Annotated in this window: 11 protein-coding genes; 10 read left to right on the top strand and 1 reads right to left on the bottom strand. The window is 47.2% G+C overall.

What is annotated here, in order from left to right; all coding sequences use genetic code 11:
• Positions 1–54 precede the first annotated feature (54 nt).
• The 3 genes from ACFVQB_RS25770 (at position 55) to ACFVQB_RS25760 (ending at position 1,655) form a co-directional block, all read left to right on the top strand.
• Positions 55–384 (top strand): WYL domain-containing protein, encoded by a 330-nt coding sequence (locus ACFVQB_RS25770; protein WP_379446805.1) that lies wholly within the window; start codon positions 55–57, stop codon positions 382–384.
• A gap of 95 nt (positions 385–479) precedes the next feature.
• Positions 480–998, top strand: a complete 519-nt coding sequence (locus ACFVQB_RS25765) for a DinB family protein (protein ID WP_379446804.1) — start codon at positions 480–482, stop codon at positions 996–998.
• Entirely contained in the window at positions 999–1,655 is a 657-nt protein-coding gene (locus ACFVQB_RS25760; RefSeq protein WP_379446803.1) for a hypothetical protein, read from the top strand.
• Between the two features lie 88 nt (positions 1,656–1,743).
• On the opposite strand, the gene ACFVQB_RS25755 is transcribed toward ACFVQB_RS25760, so the two are convergent.
• Complete coding sequence (locus ACFVQB_RS25755) at positions 1,744–4,500, bottom strand: endo-beta-N-acetylglucosaminidase (RefSeq protein ID WP_379446802.1); 2,757 nt, start codon at positions 4,498–4,500, stop codon at positions 1,744–1,746.
• 211 nt (positions 4,501–4,711) lie between these two features.
• Between ACFVQB_RS25755 and ACFVQB_RS25750 the strand changes: the two genes are divergently transcribed.
• The 7 genes from ACFVQB_RS25750 (at position 4,712) to ACFVQB_RS25720 (ending at position 17,249) form a co-directional block, all read left to right on the top strand.
• Entirely contained in the window at positions 4,712–6,541 is a 1,830-nt protein-coding gene (locus ACFVQB_RS25750) for a sensor histidine kinase (protein ID WP_379446801.1), read from the top strand.
• 1 nt (position 6,542) lies between these two features.
• Positions 6,543–8,057 (top strand): response regulator, encoded by a 1,515-nt coding sequence (locus tag ACFVQB_RS25745; RefSeq protein ID WP_379446800.1) that lies wholly within the window; start codon positions 6,543–6,545, stop codon positions 8,055–8,057.
• 281 nt (positions 8,058–8,338) lie between these two features.
• Complete coding sequence (locus tag ACFVQB_RS25740) at positions 8,339–9,811, top strand: ABC transporter substrate-binding protein (protein ID WP_379446799.1); 1,473 nt, start codon at positions 8,339–8,341, stop codon at positions 9,809–9,811.
• 75 nt (positions 9,812–9,886) lie between these two features.
• On the top strand, positions 9,887–10,816 hold the full coding sequence (locus tag ACFVQB_RS25735) for an ABC transporter permease (protein WP_379446795.1): 930 nt from the start codon (positions 9,887–9,889) through the stop codon (positions 10,814–10,816).
• A gap of 84 nt (positions 10,817–10,900) precedes the next feature.
• Positions 10,901–11,755 carry a carbohydrate ABC transporter permease gene (locus ACFVQB_RS25730; RefSeq protein WP_379446879.1) on the top strand — a complete coding sequence of 285 codons (855 nt, stop codon included), beginning with the start codon at positions 10,901–10,903 and terminating at the stop codon, positions 11,753–11,755.
• Positions 11,756–11,788: 33 nt separating this feature from the next.
• Entirely contained in the window at positions 11,789–14,137 is a 2,349-nt protein-coding gene (locus ACFVQB_RS25725) for a glycoside hydrolase family 3 N-terminal domain-containing protein (RefSeq protein WP_379446791.1), read from the top strand.
• 4 nt (positions 14,138–14,141) lie between these two features.
• On the top strand, positions 14,142–17,249 hold the full coding sequence (locus ACFVQB_RS25720; RefSeq protein ID WP_379446787.1) for an alpha-mannosidase: 3,108 nt from the start codon (positions 14,142–14,144) through the stop codon (positions 17,247–17,249).
• The last annotated feature ends 249 nt before the right edge of the window (positions 17,250–17,498 follow it).

Raw genomic sequence — 17,498 nt, 5'->3', positions numbered from 1 at the left:
CCAAAAGACGAGTCACCTAAATCAAAGGAGACTCGTCTTTTTTGCTAGATGATTATGTTTTACATCTTTGAACAATACATAATCTGTGAGCAGTCCAACCAGAGACGTGAGGCAGATGGACCGCTGACGGTTATCCGTATCGAGGGACAGCCTGACACGCTTAATGTGGTTTGCGGCCACTGGCATCTGCACCACTATTTGACGGAACGAACCGATCGGGAGGCACGGTTTCTGATCGATGTTCCGACGATGAACAAATACTTACCGACATATCTCCTGACGTTCGGCACGGCCATTCGCATCCGCGAACCACTGGAGTTGAAGCGGCGGATTCAGGAAAAGGCATACTGTATCGCCAAACATTATGAAAACGATCCGAATTGAAGTTCACTGACAACATTTGTCAGCGAACTTGTTATATGATAAAGACAAAGCTGCGGCAGCCAAATTATGCGAAGAAGGGAAAGGTGAATTCATCGATGCTTCAACAACCATACCGACTGTATGACTATCATGTTTGGGCAAACGATCGATTGTTTGCACACCTGGAGCAACTCCCGAAGGAGGTATTCCATGCGGAGGTGACGAGCGTTTTCCCATCCGTATCACAAACATGTGCACACATGTACTTGTTCGAACAGCTCTATATGCTCGTGCTCGCGGAAGTTCCGAACGAGGGGATTTTCCCGAAAATCTCGGGCTGGACAGAGGAAGCACAGGGCAAAACCGTGAATGAGATGCGGGAGCTGTTTGACAGCGTTGCCGAACGTTTCCGCGATTTACTGCGGAATACGCCTGAACCAGACAAAAAGATGACGATTGAGCATCCGAAATACGGTAAAATGGAAACACGTTTTTCCGACATTCTACAGAATGTTGTCAACCACGGAACGTATCACCGGGGCAATGTGACCGCGATGTTGAGACAGCTAGGTTATACCGGTGTGCCAACCGATTATATATTTTATTTGTTGGAACAGCAGAAGGTTCAAGGGTAAATGAATCAGATTAGGCTTAAGAGCGAGTCAACCGCAAAACAAAAAGTTGTATCGATAGGGTATGCCATGCTGATCGGAGTTATCATGGGGGTGGCAGCCAAACTTGTTGATGTTCCGGGAATCAACCCTATATTTGACGATATCGGTGGACGTCTGGGTGTATGGGTATTTGTTGCAGCGCTTATATCGGTCTTTAGCTATTCTCCCAAATTGGCGGCAGTAAAAATATTCGTCTTTTTTGGGTCAATGCTGACAGTGTATTATGTTTACACCGTGTTATTTCTACATTTTTCTCCAGAAAGGGCTATGGTTTTTTGGGGGATATGCGCGGTGGTATCTCCGATCTGTGCTTATATTATGTGGTATGTACGTGGGAGTGGGCTGTTATCTAATGTTGTTGCAGCTCTCCCCGTTACATTATTACTGTCAGAAGGGTATCAATTACGTCACGCTTACTTACCTATTCATACTCATTACTATTTAGTTCCAATCCTTATGATAATATATTTAATTTTGATTGTTGTGTTGTTGCTGATCATACCGAAAAATAAAAAACGATTTTTACCCATTCTATCGATAGCACTTATATTGTCATTTATTATGATCTATTTTAATGTTTTAGGTCGGATATTTGGTGGAATGAACGGCGTATTGTAGGGTTTAATTAAAAGTACCGAACATGAATAACGCCCTTCCGACTTCCTGTAGGGAAGCGAAAGGGCTGGATTGATTTTTTGTGAATCTTTTATCGCAGAATCGTCGTTGCTTTATTGCCGGCATAATCTTCGATAACGAGATTCAGGGAACTGGTGCTGGATGCAGGCGTGAATGTCAGTTCACTCAGCTTCGTTCTGCCCCGAATGATATAAGGGAATTTCTGCGAAACGTAAGTTACTCCGAATTCGCGTGCTACCTCATTTTCATAGACATAGATTTTGTACCAATCCTCCAAATCAGGCAATGCAAGGGTGTACTTTCCATCCTTTACCGTAACCTTTTCCTTGGCATATGGTGTAATCTGAGTATCTGTCAGTTGTCCGGTCGTAGTGACTGGATTCTGTTTGCCAATGGCGATATCCAGGACGTAATGTTCACCATTGGTCGGAAGGCCTGTCAGAATGGCAGACTGTTTTCCTTTTTTGACCTGAAGTGTCTTGGTGAAAGGTTCCTTCGTGTACTCAGTTTGGAGTGTAAGCTGGATCGGATCTTTACCTGGGTTCTTCTTTGGGTTTTTCCAACTGACAATAGCATCGCCATTGTTCTTGAATTTCACATCAATGTCCTGAACAGCTGTATTCAGATCATAGGACAGGACGGTTGCTTCACTCTCGGTACCATCTGCGCCTACAGCACGAATGGACAGTTCGCCAGCGGGATGTTTGAGCGATTTAATATAAAATGTGGAGTCATACACGCCGCCGACATAAGCGCCGTTCTCATACAGATTATATTGCTTAACCTTCGAATAGTCTTCCATATCCCATTCGACAACCAACTCATCGGTGTTGGTCAGTGCTTTGGCAATATGGAATCCGGTTGGCGCATTCGGTTTGGCGGCAGAACCGTCGGATATACGAATCTCACCAATGTTCATTTGATAATTCTCAATCGTAGTATCATTAGGGTCGAAGGATAGACCAAAAGCTGCAACGGTCTTCCCTTGGTATGCACTCAGATCGAGTGAAGTAGTCTTCCAGCCTGACGTGTGCTGACCTGAATTTGGCACTTTGACTTTGACCACTTTGGTCGGTTCATCCTCGAAGATCAGTCCAACTTGCATGGAGGAAGCGTCGTTGACAGATGGTTTGTTATAGGTGAGTTCAAGTTTGGATTGGGCGTTGATCGACAGATCTGTCTTGTACAGACGCAGGAAATTGTCCGTATTCAGACTTCCATTTACGACAAGAGAACTGCCGCCAGTGAACGCACCAACGGAATCATAAGTATAGCGAGCACCTTTTTCATAGGTTGGACCATAGTCAAAATCAACAGTGAGTTTGTCACCTTGACTATCCATCCACCACTGCCAGGTGACCGGGATATCTTGAATATTAATATTTGACCATTCGGTTGCATTGGAGACGGTTCCGTCTTCATAATATCTCAGACCGTGGCCTGTATTGAAGTTGGTCGCAAAATTGGAGCCGTGAATAACGGAGCGTTCGGTGAGATAAGCGGCGATGCCGTCCCACTTTGCACCAGAAGCATACACATCGGACAGATCGACGGATGCCGTACGGCGTGCATTGGTTGGGTCCTGATTTGGACCTGACCACCAAGCGCGGTCACGCACAAAGGTCATCCATTGGTACTCGTCTTCGGCTCTATGATTCGTGCTGCCATCGCCCATTTCTTCATCCAGGGCATTATGGGTAAAGTCGGCACCAAGCGTTGCAATACTGTTCATCGGCTGACCGTTCTCGTCCAGATTGTTACGCAGATCGTAGAGCTGCTTCCAACGGCCAAACTGGTCATTCCCACCTTCGACACCGGCAAATACCGTTTCCAGTGGGTCAAGACCTAAACCTAGGGCATGATCGCGCGAATCACGCAGCATGTCATGGTTCCACACGTAATTCAGGAAGATCGAATCCGAGACTCTGCCTAATGCAGAATCTTGCACAAATGGACTGTTGAGTCCGTTAAACTGGTTCTGATATTGAATTTTGCCCGTTGTATTGATGGTGGAGTCATACCACTGAACATATAGTCCTTCGTCTCTTAAATACTTCATGAATTTCTTGTAGGAAGCGATGTCTTCAGGCGCAACGCCTTTGGCAACCTCTTCCTGATTGAAGAAGTATCCGTCGTAATTATAATACTTTGCCATCTCGACCAGCTTTGCAGCGACAGGGAAATTCCCTTTCTCATCCTGCACAAGCATCTGCTTGTAGGTTTGTGGTCCGCGATCGTTGTCGGAGAAGAAGATGTTGGCGATGGAACGGACACCGTTTTTGTGTGCGGCATTGGTATAGGCCGGATTCGGAATGTTCAAAATGCCAAACTCAAAGTACTTTTCCGTCCATTCCTTATTGGGGTCATACAATTCCTCAGGCACACCAGCAGAAGCCATACCATGCCAATAGCTGTAATAGTCTGTGTACTGCCAATAATTAAAGAGGTACTCGCTGAATTCATTCGTGTAAGGGGTGCTGTCAAAGAACGCGTTGCCGTAATCGCCACTCATCGTAAACAACTGGGTGTCCGGGCTGAGTTCGGGATATGCTTGCGTGGCCGCAAAGGCATCATTACGTGGCTGCAAAGGTACATGAGCACGAAGCAGATCACCATGGATATCACTTTCGGGTGTCCAATTCAGAATCTGGGCAGCGGTGTAGCCGTGCTGATAAGGCTGATTTACTCCCTTGGCGCTGTCACCTGTGTAAGGGAGCGTGTCTCCGGCATAAACGGATGAGGCAATGACTTGTCCAAGCAGAGCCGAAGTGAGAACCATTGCGGTTACTTTGGGGATGAGGCCTTTGGGTTTGTGTTTGCGTGTCATGCTGTTCCTCCTTCAAGTCGAATGAATGTAAGGTATTCTTTTACACAAAAATAAACTTATGGTTAACGATAGGGCATGAAAGCATTTTCAAATAGGGCGAAATTAAAGAAACATAGGTATAAAATAAAGAAAAGTTCTAGGTGACAAGTTAATGTCAGAAGGCAGATGATATACTTTAGACAGGAAAACAGCATCGGAGGGAACATGTGACTTGAAAATTGTTAGCGTTTACAAAAATTTCTTTAAAAATAATATGTTTATGAAGATGCTGTTCATCTTCTCCATGATTTCGATTGTAACGATAATTACCTTGTCCTATATCATTTTCCTATCAGTGTCCGATGCCACGATTCGCCGAGAGCTGGCGATCCAGAAAGCGGCGATGGAGAGTGTCGACCGATATATTCATCAGCAGTATGAATCGGTGCAGAACATGGTGAGGGATATGCATCAGAATGAGGCGTTATCGTCCAATATCACCTATCTGATGAACCACACGTACGCCGAGTATGTACAGCATCTGACGAATGGCTATTATGCGAATCAGGATGATTACTCAGCTGATGTACTGAAACATTTTCAGAATATCATGGATCGCAATTCGGATATCAATCAAGTGATGTTATATAGTGCCGAACAGCAGGATCTGTCCTCCTTCAATCAACATAAGCAGTTCAGAAAGCTAAACACCAATGTGGCCCATTCCTATATTCCTGACGTGATGGCGATGGAGACACCGAATATCAGCGCACCAAACTATTGGATTCGCAAAGAAATTAATCAATGGGACCCGGCGCTGTATGCGATTCGGGTGCCTATCAACGATACGCAGACCCTTCGGAATTTGGGTCAGTTCCTTGTGTTCTTTGACTCAGCGGGAATTGGTAACGCTTTGGATAGTTATGAAAGTAATCTTAAGGGAGAAATTGTTGTGCTGTCAGCCAGAGGCACAGTATTGTTCGATTCCAACAGTAACTATTACGGCAAAAAGTACCCGTATATAAATGTGGCCGATTCCCTGTTTGATCAGACGGATATGGACTCGATGAAAAAGGAGAGAAATATGTATGTGAATAAGTTTGTCTCGGCAGATCAGGGATATGTGGTCGTTGGCACGGTCCCTGTGGATGAGATGGCTGAGGCCTATGCGGGTACACGCAATACAATCGTTTCGATTAGCATCATATGTATCCTGTTTGCAGTGCTGGTTCCGGCGTTTTTCATTATTAATTTTGCCAAACGCACCCGCAGAATTATTCGTTTCACCCAAAGGGTGAAATACGGCAACCTGACAGCACGCATCGATGATGCCCGTGATGATGAGCTCGGACAGATCTCGCACAGTTTCAACGATATGCTGGATGAACTTAATCAATATATTGAACGTGTCTACAAAGCCGAGATCAAACAAAAGGAGACAGAACTGGTCGCTCTCCAGGCACGGATTAATCCTCACTTTCTCTATAACACGCTGGAAGTCATCCGAATGAGGGCGATTTCGCAGGGGGCGAAGGATGTCGGCGAGATGATCTACAGTTTATCGGTGTTATTCAAGAGCCTCGTTCAACAGAAGAAAAATTATACGCTCAAGGATGAGATGGAAGCTTGCCGTTTATATCTGGAATTGTTCCGAATCCGGTATAAGGACATTTTTATGTACACGATTCAGTTGGACCCTGTGCATAATCAGCATCCAGTAGTCAAGCTATCCCTGCAGCCGATTATTGAGAACTATGTGGTGCACGGCATTCAGACAGAACGTTCGGATAATCAATTAACGATCGTTGTTGAAGAACTGGGCGATGCTCTGCAGGTAGAGGTCAGAGATAATGGCAAAGGCATTGAGCCTGCACGCCTGACTGAAATTTTAGAAGAACTGGAACGTCCGGAAGAGTCGGGTAAAATGTTCGGACTGCGCAGCGTTCACACCCGTTTGCGTTTCCTGTATGGACCGGAATTCGGTATCACGATAGAGAGTACACTCGGAGAAGGTACCCTGATCAGGGTACGTTATCCTCATACAGAAGGGACAGGTATTTAATATGTACAAGGTATTTATTGTGGATGATGAACCGTTCATCATTGAAGGTTTGTACGATATTTTGGATTGGTCATCGTTCGATATGGAAATTGTAAGCCATGCCGGCAATGGACAGGCCGCATTAAAGGCCTTGTCCGCGCAGCCTGTGGACATTCTGATTACCGATATATCTATGCCATTCATGAATGGTCTGGATCTGATTCGGGAAGCAAGGCAATTGCAGCCTGACATCAAGGTGATTATTCTTAGTGGTTTCAATGAGTTTGAATATTTGAAAGAGGGCATGCAGCTGGGGATCGAAAACTACCTGCTCAAACCGATTAATGTGGAAGAGCTGGAATCCACGCTTCGCAATACGGCTTCCAAGCTGGACCATACGTTGTCTCCTCAAACGGATGATGCTTATGGTGTTCAGATTCTGAAAGACAACATCCTTCACCGATGGTTGACGGGACAGATTGCCTCCACGGAATTCGAGGAACGGGCACAGTTCTTGAATCTTTCGCTGGATGCACCTGATGTTGCAGTAGCAGTACTTCGCACTAAAGGAGAAGCATCCGGCATGTTTGAGCGAGTGGAGGACATGCTGAAGGATAAGTCCAATGTAAATATATTTCATGACATTGATGGAGACATTGTCATTGTTGCCAATGTGCATGCAGGTGAGGACGAGAAAAAGAAATTTATGGAGTGCCTTGAGGCATTATCCGCTGCGCTGTGTGAGACACATCCTGATGTTCTGATTGGTGCAGGAAGTCTGATGCGTGGGCTTCACCATGCTCCTGCAAGCTATCAGGAGGCGAAAAAGGCGCTCCAGTATGTGATGATCTATCCTGATCTTAAAGTGATCGATCATGCCATATTGGAGAAGGGTGGAAGCTCTGCTTCTTCCTTCTCGATCGATTGGAAGGAGTACGCGAAGCTCATTCTATCCCGCAATGCAGAGCTGCTTGCGGAGCGAATTCGGGTCGATTTTGAACAGCACCGCGACGGAGTTACTCCGGCTGAGTTGCAGAACATCGCACTGGAAGTGGTCATTCGCTTCAAGATGGAATTGGAGGGCATCAAACATTCGGATGAATCGGCTATTTACCAACGTGGACTTCGCCTTGTGCTGGACAGCGGAACCTTTGATGAACTCGTGCAGGCGTTGCAGCAGGTTGGTTCGGAGACGATTCAGTCTCTGCTTCAGGATTTAAAGAATCCGATCGTCAACCAGGTGCTTCAACATATTGACAAACATTACGCAGAAGAACTTTCCCTGAAGCTGCTGGGTGCTCACTACCATCTTCATCCGGTATATTTAGGACAACTGTTCCATAAGGAGACGGGGGATACTTTTGCCGAATATATCAATAAATACCGGATTGAACGTGCCAAGGAACAGCTGCGCAATTCGAATCTGAAAGTACATGAGATCGCAAGGAATGTCGGGTACTGGGAGACCGGATATTTCTATAAACAGTTCCGCAAGTATGTGGGAATTTCACCTACTGATTTTAAGGTTTTTGGATAATTTCCAGTGGATCACGATTAGACCAGTGGACTGAAATGGATGAGACATTCTGGGGACAGGAGGGCATGCAATGGAGTTGGTGCCAAATGTTACTCAGCATGTCTTTTTTATGTAAGCGATTCATTCAAATTGGTACAAATTAATGAATCAGTACTGATTTCTCTTTAATTTGTACCTCGAAATATTAAGTTTATCTTCTTTTTGAAAATGCTTTCATTCGATAAGGTTAAAGCAGTTAGTTTGTAGAGCTAAAGGGAACACGAAAAGGGAGGATCAAGGAAATGAGTAAACAAAGAAAAAGTTTTTCTCTCGTACTTGCATTGTTGATGGCGGTTACACTTGTTCTTAGCGCCTGTGGAGGAAGCAAGGATGCTTCAGAATCAGGGGAAGCAGGGGAGGATCCTGTCGAGCTGATCTGGTACACCATCGGTACCCCTCAGAAAGATGTTAATAAAGTGATGGAAGAAGTCAGCAAGTACACCAAAGAAAAAATCAATGCCACAGTAACGATGAAAATGGTTGACTGGGGTGACTATCCGCAAAAGATGCAAGTTAACGTAGCATCCGGTGAGCCAATGGACATCCTGTTCACCTCATCCGGCGGATTCGATTATGTTCAAAATGCCAGAAAGGGCGCATTCCTGGAACTGGATGATTTGCTCCCTAAATACGGTCAGGATCTCATTAAAACCATTGATCCTGCATTCCTGAGCGGTTCGAAAGTAGACGGACACAATTACGGAATTCCGGCCAACAAGGAACTGCCTCAACAAGAGGTATGGCGTTTCAACAAAACGCTGCTTGATAAATACAAAATGGACATCTCCAATATTCGTACGTTAGACAGTCTGGAGCCTTTGCTCAAAACAATCAAGGAAAATGAGCCAAGTGTGACTCCATTTGGAATGGATAAAAACTTCGTTCCTTATGTTCCTTATGACTACGTCATTCAGAATTTGCCAATGGCAATCAAACTGGATACGACGGATTACAAGATTGTGAACATTCTGGATACTCCGGAAATGAAAGCAGCACTCAAAACGATGAGCAAATACTACAAAGCTGGTTATGTGTCGGCAGAGGCAGCAACAACAGGTTCCACCAATGACCTGACCACATCAGGCAACTGGTTCCTGGATCGTGCACAGACACAACCGCTCGCAGACAACCAATGGTCGGCAAGTTACGGATATCCGGTAGTTTCCACGCCAGCTAGTGACGCGATTATCACTAACACGTCTGTACAAGGTTCGATCATGGCCATCTCGGCCAACTCCGAATATCCGGAGAAAGCAATGGAGTTCCTGAACCTGCTGAATACAGATCCAGTGCTGCGCAATATGGTCGATTCCGGTATTGAGGGCGTTCACTACAAAAAAGTGGATGATACGCACATGGAAAATCTGGCTGAATCCAAGAACTACGATATGCCTTCTTACTCCCTCGGTAACAACATGTTGTTGTATCTGAACAACAATGACCCGGATAACAAATGGGATGAGTTCAAGAAGTTTAATGCAGAGGGTGTAAATTCCCCAATTCTGAGTTTTAACTTTGACTCAAGTAACGTGTCGTCGGAACTGACAGCAGTGCAGAATGTCAAAGAGCAATACTGGGCCGCATTGATGACAGGTACGCTGGATCCAGAGAACAATTTGGAGCAAGTGATTGAGAAGTTCAATCAAGCCGGACTTGAAAAAGTGATGGCTGAAGCCCAAACCCAGCTTGATGCCTGGAGAGCGGCAAATAAGTAAGGGTAAATTCAGGGATCGGGCCGCTGTTTGTTGCGCCCGATCCTTTTTCATTCAAGCCTGAAGGAGGATCTCCATATGACGTCATTTTTGAAAAATTTGATTAGAAACCGAGTCATGCTGTTCATGGTGCTGCCAGGCGCTATCTGGTTCTTCTTCTTCTCCTACCTTCCATTGGTAGGTACAGTAGCAGCATTCAAGGAATATCGCTTCAGTCGCGAAGGCTTCTGGGCCAGTCTGATGAAGAGCGAATGGGTGGGTTGGGACAACTTCAAGTTCCTGTTCAGCACCAACGATGCGTGGCTCATTACTCGAAATACACTTTTTTATAACATTGCCATTATTTTCTTGGGGTTGGTATTCGCTGTAGGTTTGGCAATTCTGCTCTCGGAACTGATTAATAAACGATTGGCCAAGTTGTATCAGACAGGTATGTTCCTCCCTTATTTCCTGTCTTGGGTTATTGTAGGTTACTTCGCGTTCAGCTTCCTGAGCATGGACCGGGGGATGTTGAATCAAATTATTGGCTGGTTCGGTGTGGAACCCATTCAGTGGTATTCGGAAGCGAAGTACTGGCCGTATATCCTGGTGTTCGTAGCTTTATGGAAAACCATCGGGTACAACAGCATTGTCTATCTGGCTTCCATTCTGGGGATTGATCGGTCGCTGTATGAGGCAGCGATGATCGATGGCGCCAATAAATGGCAGCAGATCCGTAACATAACGATTCCGTTGCTATCCCCCATCATCATTATTATGACCCTGCTGGCCGTAGGTCGTATCTTCTATGCCGACTTTGGTCTCTTCTATCAGGTGCCAAGGGATTCAGGTACGTTGTATTCTGTCACGAATGTTATTGATACGTATGTGTATCGTGGCTTGAAAACAAGCGGTGAGATTGGCATGAGTACAGCTGCCGGATTGTATCAATCCGTTGTGGGCTTCGTGCTTGTTATCATTTCCAACTATGTTGTTCGCAAAATCGATAAAGATAGCAGCCTATTCTAGGATAAGGGAAAGGAGTGAACCACTGTGGCTCAACTCGTAAAAAAACGCGACTTCCATCATGTATCCAACGGCTGGAACGTAATTATGAACATTATAGCCGGTCTATTCGCTTTGATTTGTGTATTTCCTTTTGTGTTTGTGGTCATCATCTCGCTCACGGACGAGAAGGTACTGGCCCGTGACGGGTATCGACTCATTCCGGCAGAGTGGAGTCTCGCAGCCTATCAGTTTGTGTGGCAGAGTGGAGACACGCTGCTGCGTGCGTACGGGGTCACTATTTTGGTCACGGTACTGGGTACCATTGTCAGTTTAATTCTAATGTCATTGTACGCTTATGCGATTTCCCGCAAGAGCTTCCGTTATCGGAGATTTTTCTCCATATTTGCCATTCTGACCATGTTGTTTAACGGCGGGATGATCCCGACCTATATGGTCGTGTCCCAGCTTCTTGGATTAAAAGATACCGTATGGGCACTGATCCTGCCACTCGCAATGAATGCCTTCTATATCATGATCCTGCGTACGTTCTATTCAACCAGTGTGCCGGATGCAGTCATTGAATCCGCGAGAATTGATGGAGCCGGAGAATTTTATACGTTCCTGAAAATTGTTATTCCATTATCGCTGCCAGGGCTGGCGACGATCGGCTTGTTCAGTACGCTAGGTTACTGGAACGATTGGTTCAATGCGCTGTTATATATCGATAATCCCAACCTCGTACCGCTGCAATCGATGCTGATGCGGATCGAGTCCAGCATCCAGTTCATTCAGCAGAACTCGGCGAACAGCTCGATGAGTCTGGCGGCGATGCAATCCATCCCGCAGGATACTTCACGGATGGCTATGGTGGTTCTCGCCACGTTGCCGATTATTTTCGCTTATCCGTTCTTCCAGCGTTACTTTGTACAGGGTCTGACGGTCGGAGCTGTCAAAGAGTAACCAAATCACTTCTACAGATGGAGGCATCGAAGGATGATGATATATAAGGATAAAAGCAACTCCGTGGAAGAGCGAGTAGAACATCTGCTGAGCTTAATGACGACGGAGGAAAAGGCGGGTCAGCTCATCCAGCCTTTTGGCTGGCAGACATATACGAATGATCAGGGAAACATCACGTTGAATGAATCCTTTAAGCAGCAGGTGGAAAACGGGGGTGTAGGCTCCCTGTATGGTGCACTTCGTGCAGATCCATGGACGGGTGTTACGCTTGAAAATGGACTGTCTGCCAGAGAAGGGGCAGAAGCAGTAAACCTCATTCAGCGCCATGCTGTAGAGCATTCCAGACTGGGAATTCCCATTCTGATCGGAGAGGAGTGCTCACACGGACATATGGCGATTGACGGAACGGTCTATCCGGTTCCCTTGCTCTTGGGAAGTACCTGGAACGTGGATCTGTACCGTGACATGTGCCGGGCAGTCGCTCGCGAGACGCGTGCTCAAGGCGGTGCGGTAACCTATTCTCCGGTGCTGGATGTTGTACGTGATCCACGTTGGGGGCGTACCGAGGAATGCTTTGGTGAAGACCCGTATCTCATTGGCGAACTGGCTGTTGCATCCGTGCAAGGACTTCAAGGCGAGCGTTTGGACCAAGAGGATGCGGTCGCGGCTACACTGAAACACTTTGTCGGTTATGGAAGCTCGGAAGGTGGACGCAATGCGGGACCGGTGCACATGGGCTGGCGTGAGCTGCTGGAAGTAGATCTGTATCCGTTCCGCAAAGCTGTTGAAGCAGGCGCTCAATCCATTATGCCGGCGTATAACGAAATCGACGGTATCCCGTGTACGGTTAATACGGAACTGCTGGATGACGTTCTGCGAAAAGACTGGGGCTTTGACGGTTTGGTGATTACGGACTGCGGTGCCATTAACATGCTCGCAAGTGGGCATGATGTGGCAGCAGATGGATTGGAAGCATCCGTACAGGCCATTCAGGCAGGGATTGATATGGAAATGTCCGGTGAGATGTTTGGACAATATCTGGTGCAGGCGATCTCGGAAGGCAAGCTTGAAATGCATGTACTGGATCAGGCTGTCCGCCGCGTGCTGGCACTGAAATTCAAGCTGGGACTATTCGAGCAGCCTTATGTGGATGCTGATCGAGCAGCAGAGGTCATTGGCAGTGCAGAGCATATTCAACTGGCACGCCAATTGGCTTCAGAAGGTGTGGTCTTGCTCAAAAATGAAGCTGCTGCTCTGCCTCTGTCGACGGCAACAGCGGGCCGAATTGCTGTTATTGGTCCTAATGCAGACCAAGCTTATAACCAGTTGGGCGATTATACATCCCCCCAACCGAAATCCAAAGTGGCTACGGTGCTGGATGGCATCCGCAGTAAGCTTGCCGTAAGTGAGCGTGGGTACGCGGAGGAGGACTCAGATGGACAATCGAATGGTGAAGCCCGGGTGCTGTATGCACCGGGTTGCCGCATCAAGGGTGATTCGAGAGAAGGGTTCGAGCACGCGATAGAAACTGCACGTCAGGCCGATACGGTCATCATGGTCGTTGGCGGCTCAAGTGCCCGTGATTTTGGTGAAGGAACGATCGATCTGAAGACAGGCGCTTCCAATGTGTCCGATAACTCATGGAATGACATGGAGTGTGGAGAAGGCATTGACCGCATGACGCTTGGACTCGCCGGAGTCCAGCTGGAGCTGATTCAGGAGATTCACGAGCTTGGCAAAACACTTGTCATTGTATATATCAACGGTCGGCCCATTACCGAGCCTTGGGTGGATGAACATGCCGATGCCATTCTGGAAGCTTGGTATCCAGGCCAAGAGGGTGGGCATGCCATTGCGGATATTTTATTCGGCGAAGTAAATCCGTCCGGCAAACTGACGATATCCATTCCGAAGCATGTGGGTCAGTTACCGATTTACTACAATGGCAAACGTTCACGCGGCAAGCGTTATTTGGAAGAGGATTTGGAGCCTCGTTATCCATTCGGATATGGGCTTAGCTATACTACTTTTAATTACAGTGAGCCGGAGCTGAGTACAGAGTCGATGAAGGCAGACGAGACAGTCACCGTATCGGTGGAGGTCACTAATACGGGGGCTTGCAGAGGCGCAGAAGTCATACAGATGTATGTATCTGACGTGGTCAGTCGAGTCGCTCGTCCAGCCAAAGAGCTAAAGGGGTTTGCAAAAGTGAATTTGGAACCTGGAGAGACGAAGACGGTAGCCTTCCATATTGGAGCAGAGCAGCTGCAATATATCGGTCGTGATCTCACACCTGTCGTTGAACCAGGTCAATTCCATATTCATATCGGAAGACATGTGAACGATACGCAGTTCGCCGAGCTGACCGTAGAGGAGGCGTAAGGAAATGGAACGCATCAGACGATTTATTCGCGAGTTGTCCGAACGTCAGTGGTTGGAGCAAATGGAGCTACGCAGTTGGGACATCATCCGCGCTTATTATAAAGTGCCAGGACAATACGAGGATCAAAAGGCTTATCCAGAAGGTGAAGGGTTGAATCGTTTTCCGAGTGATCAGGGAACGACTTATTTCTTCCGTACACGTCTGGAAGTGCCTGCATCCTGGCAGCAGGAGCCATACGGACTTGTATTTGAATCCGGTGGGGAAGGCTTGCTTCGGGTAAATGGACATTCCTATCAGGGGCTGGATCGTAATCATACGTATGTAACGCTCGACCCTTCCCGAATAGGTGCTCAGCCTGAGCTAGAGATTGAGTTATTTGATCCGGTACCCGAGCCTGTAGATCCACTGAACCAACAGGCGGTTATTCAGCCGCCGATTACATCCATCAGCAGTTTGTTGGTGCGACCGAATGAACCTGTTCGCAGCCTGATGTACACGGTCATAATTGTGCGTGATTCCGCAGTGCTGCTGCCGGAAAGTGATTTCCGCCGTGTGCGCCTGCTGGAAGCGATCTATCGGGCGATGGATCAATTCGTAGGTCTGACAGAAGAGGCTGTCAAGCAGGGGAATGACATCCACAACATCGAAGAAAGATTGATCCATGAAGTGCGAGAGATTGGTGGAAACGCCGAAGGCTTGGAGCATATGGTGGGGCAATCGCACATCGATATTGCCTGGCTGTGGCCTGTACGTGAGACGGTGCGCAAGACCAGTCGTACATTCTCCACGGTGGATGCACTCATGAATGAATATCCCGATTATGTTTATTCCCAGAGCCAGCCTTTGCTGTATGCTTTTCTGAAGGAACATGATCCCGAGCTATATGAACGGGTGAAGAAGCGCATTGCCGAAGGACGCTGGGAACTGGTTGGCGGGATGTGGGTTGAGCCGGATCTGAACATTCCGAGCGGTGAATCCCTGATTCGTCAGATGTTATATGGTCAGCGCTTTTATATGGAGGAGTTCGGCAAAACATCTCAGATTGAATGGCTGCCAGATACATTTGGTTATTGTGCTTCCCTGCCTCAGATTTTGAAGCATGGCAATGTGGAGTATTTCATGACGACCAAGCTCGGGTGGAATGATACGAACGTGTTTCCATATGATCTTTTCCACTGGGTAGGCATTGATGGCACGTCCATCCTGTCTTATCTCAATCATGGTGTCAACGAGCATACGCTGCCGAAGGACATTCATGATCATTGGCAGTCTTACCGCGAGAAGGCGGCGCATCCTGAGCATATGCTTCTGTATGGGCATGGGGATGGTGGTGGCGGAGTGACGCGAGAGATGTTGGAGTACGTGGATCGTTCCGAGTTGATGGTGGGCCAACCGAAGAATGGTTATAGTACCGCCGGAGCCTTTTTTGACGGAATTGAGAAGGCGCAGCCTGATCTTCCGAAGTGGCATGGCGACTTGTATCTGGAGCTTCACCGGGGGACCTACACGACCCATGGCCGCAATAAGCGCAACAACCGGAAGGCTGAAGTGCTTTATCGTGAAGCGGAGCTCTGGAACACACTTGCCCTGCCGGATATGGAGCCGCAGCAGGAAGCGGAAGTACGATCTTCGCTGCATGATGGCTGGAAGCTGATTTTGCTGAATCAATTTCATGATATTATCCCTGGCTCGGCCATTACGGAATCGTATGTAACCTCAGACGAGGAATATGTCCGGGTATTTGAATTGGGTAAAGCAGGGTTGAATCAAGGGATTTCCTCATTGACGAAGGGAATTAACACCCAGGGGCCAGAGGGTTCTGTACCTTATGTTGTGTTTAACAGTCTCGGCTGGACTCGAAGTGAAGTTGTTCAACTTCAAATGCACGATGGATTCGATCGTTACGTAATAGATGAAGAAGGTCAGCGCTTGCGCATGGATCGGGAAGATAGCCAAATTTCGGTTCTGGTGACGGACATTCCAGCGTTTGGGCATAAGACAATTTGGCTCGTACCGGAAAATGCAAGGGAAATGAATGTACGGGAAATGACGAGCATTGCCGGGCAAAAGAACTTTACAGATACATGGGAAACCGCGTATTACTATGTGCAGTTTAACGATCGTGGCGAGATATCCCGCTTGTGGGACAAGACAGCAGAACGCGAGATTCTGAAGCCGGGTGAACGTGGCAATCAATTTTACTTTTTCCATGACCGTCCGACGCTCTGGGATGCCTGGGATATCGACAGCCGTTATGAGGCTCAGGTTGCTGGAGAAGTGGAGCTTGTGGAGAAGAAACTGGTTCTGGCAGGCACTACGAAGGACGTACTGCGTTTTCGGTGGAAGCTTCACCAGTCTGTGATTACGCAGGATATGGTGTTCTATCATGACAATCGACGGATTGATTTTAAGACCCATGTAAGCTGGAATGAAGATCATAAATTACTCAAAGTGGGTTTCCCGATCGATGTAATGACTTCCAAAGCGACCTATGAAATTCCATTCGGTGCATTGGAGCGTCCGACCCATCGCAACACGAGTTGGGAACAGGCTCAGTATGAAGTGTGCGGACACCGCTTCACAGATGTCGCGGAGTACGGATATGGCGTTAGTCTGCTCAATGATTGCAAATACGGATACGACGTACAGGGAAGCACGATTCGCCTTTCCTTGTTGCGTGCACCGAGATGGCCTGACCGGACTGCGGATATTGGAGAACATGACTTCACCTATTCCCTGTATCCACATGAAGGCGACTGGAGAAGTGCACATACGGTACGTCAGGCAGCCGAATTGAACCATGAAGTGCCTGTGCATCAGGTAGAGCAGAACGAAGGCGTACGCCCGGCATCAGGAGCATGGATTGAATTCGATAGCAGCCATGTCATTTTGGATACGGTCAAAATGGCAGAGGATGGACGCGGTACGGTGCTACGTTTCTATGAATCTTCGGGCACACGTGAACGTGTGACGCTGCAATGGCCGCATGCATTTGAACAAGCTTGTCTCTCCAATGCTTTGGAAGAAGCAGGCGAACCGCTGGCCAGTACCAATGGTCAGATTACATTGTCTTTTAAACCTTACGAAATAAAAACCGTGCTACTACGGTAAACCTTTTTGATATATTTTGAGCTATGTAAGATGAACTAAAACATGTACACGATAACGGAGAGGGCAGAAATAACCTGAAGAAGCGTAAGCTAAAAGCTTTCTGAAAGAAAGCTACATCGAAAGCATATGCTATGCCTTTATCCCCGGATTTTACCTTTTGGAGAAGGAAGTCAAAAAATCTGGGGATAACAGCGATCGGAAGGTTATTCTGTCATCGTAGTGGCTAGTGTGAATGTTCTCAGCTGATCT

Origin of the sequence: Paenibacillus sp. NPDC057886 (assembly GCF_042796655.1) — a bacterium.
In the GTDB taxonomy this organism is placed as follows: domain Bacteria; phylum Bacillota; class Bacilli; order Paenibacillales; family Paenibacillaceae; genus Paenibacillus.
This window is presented reverse-complemented; position numbering and strand designations above follow the sequence as displayed.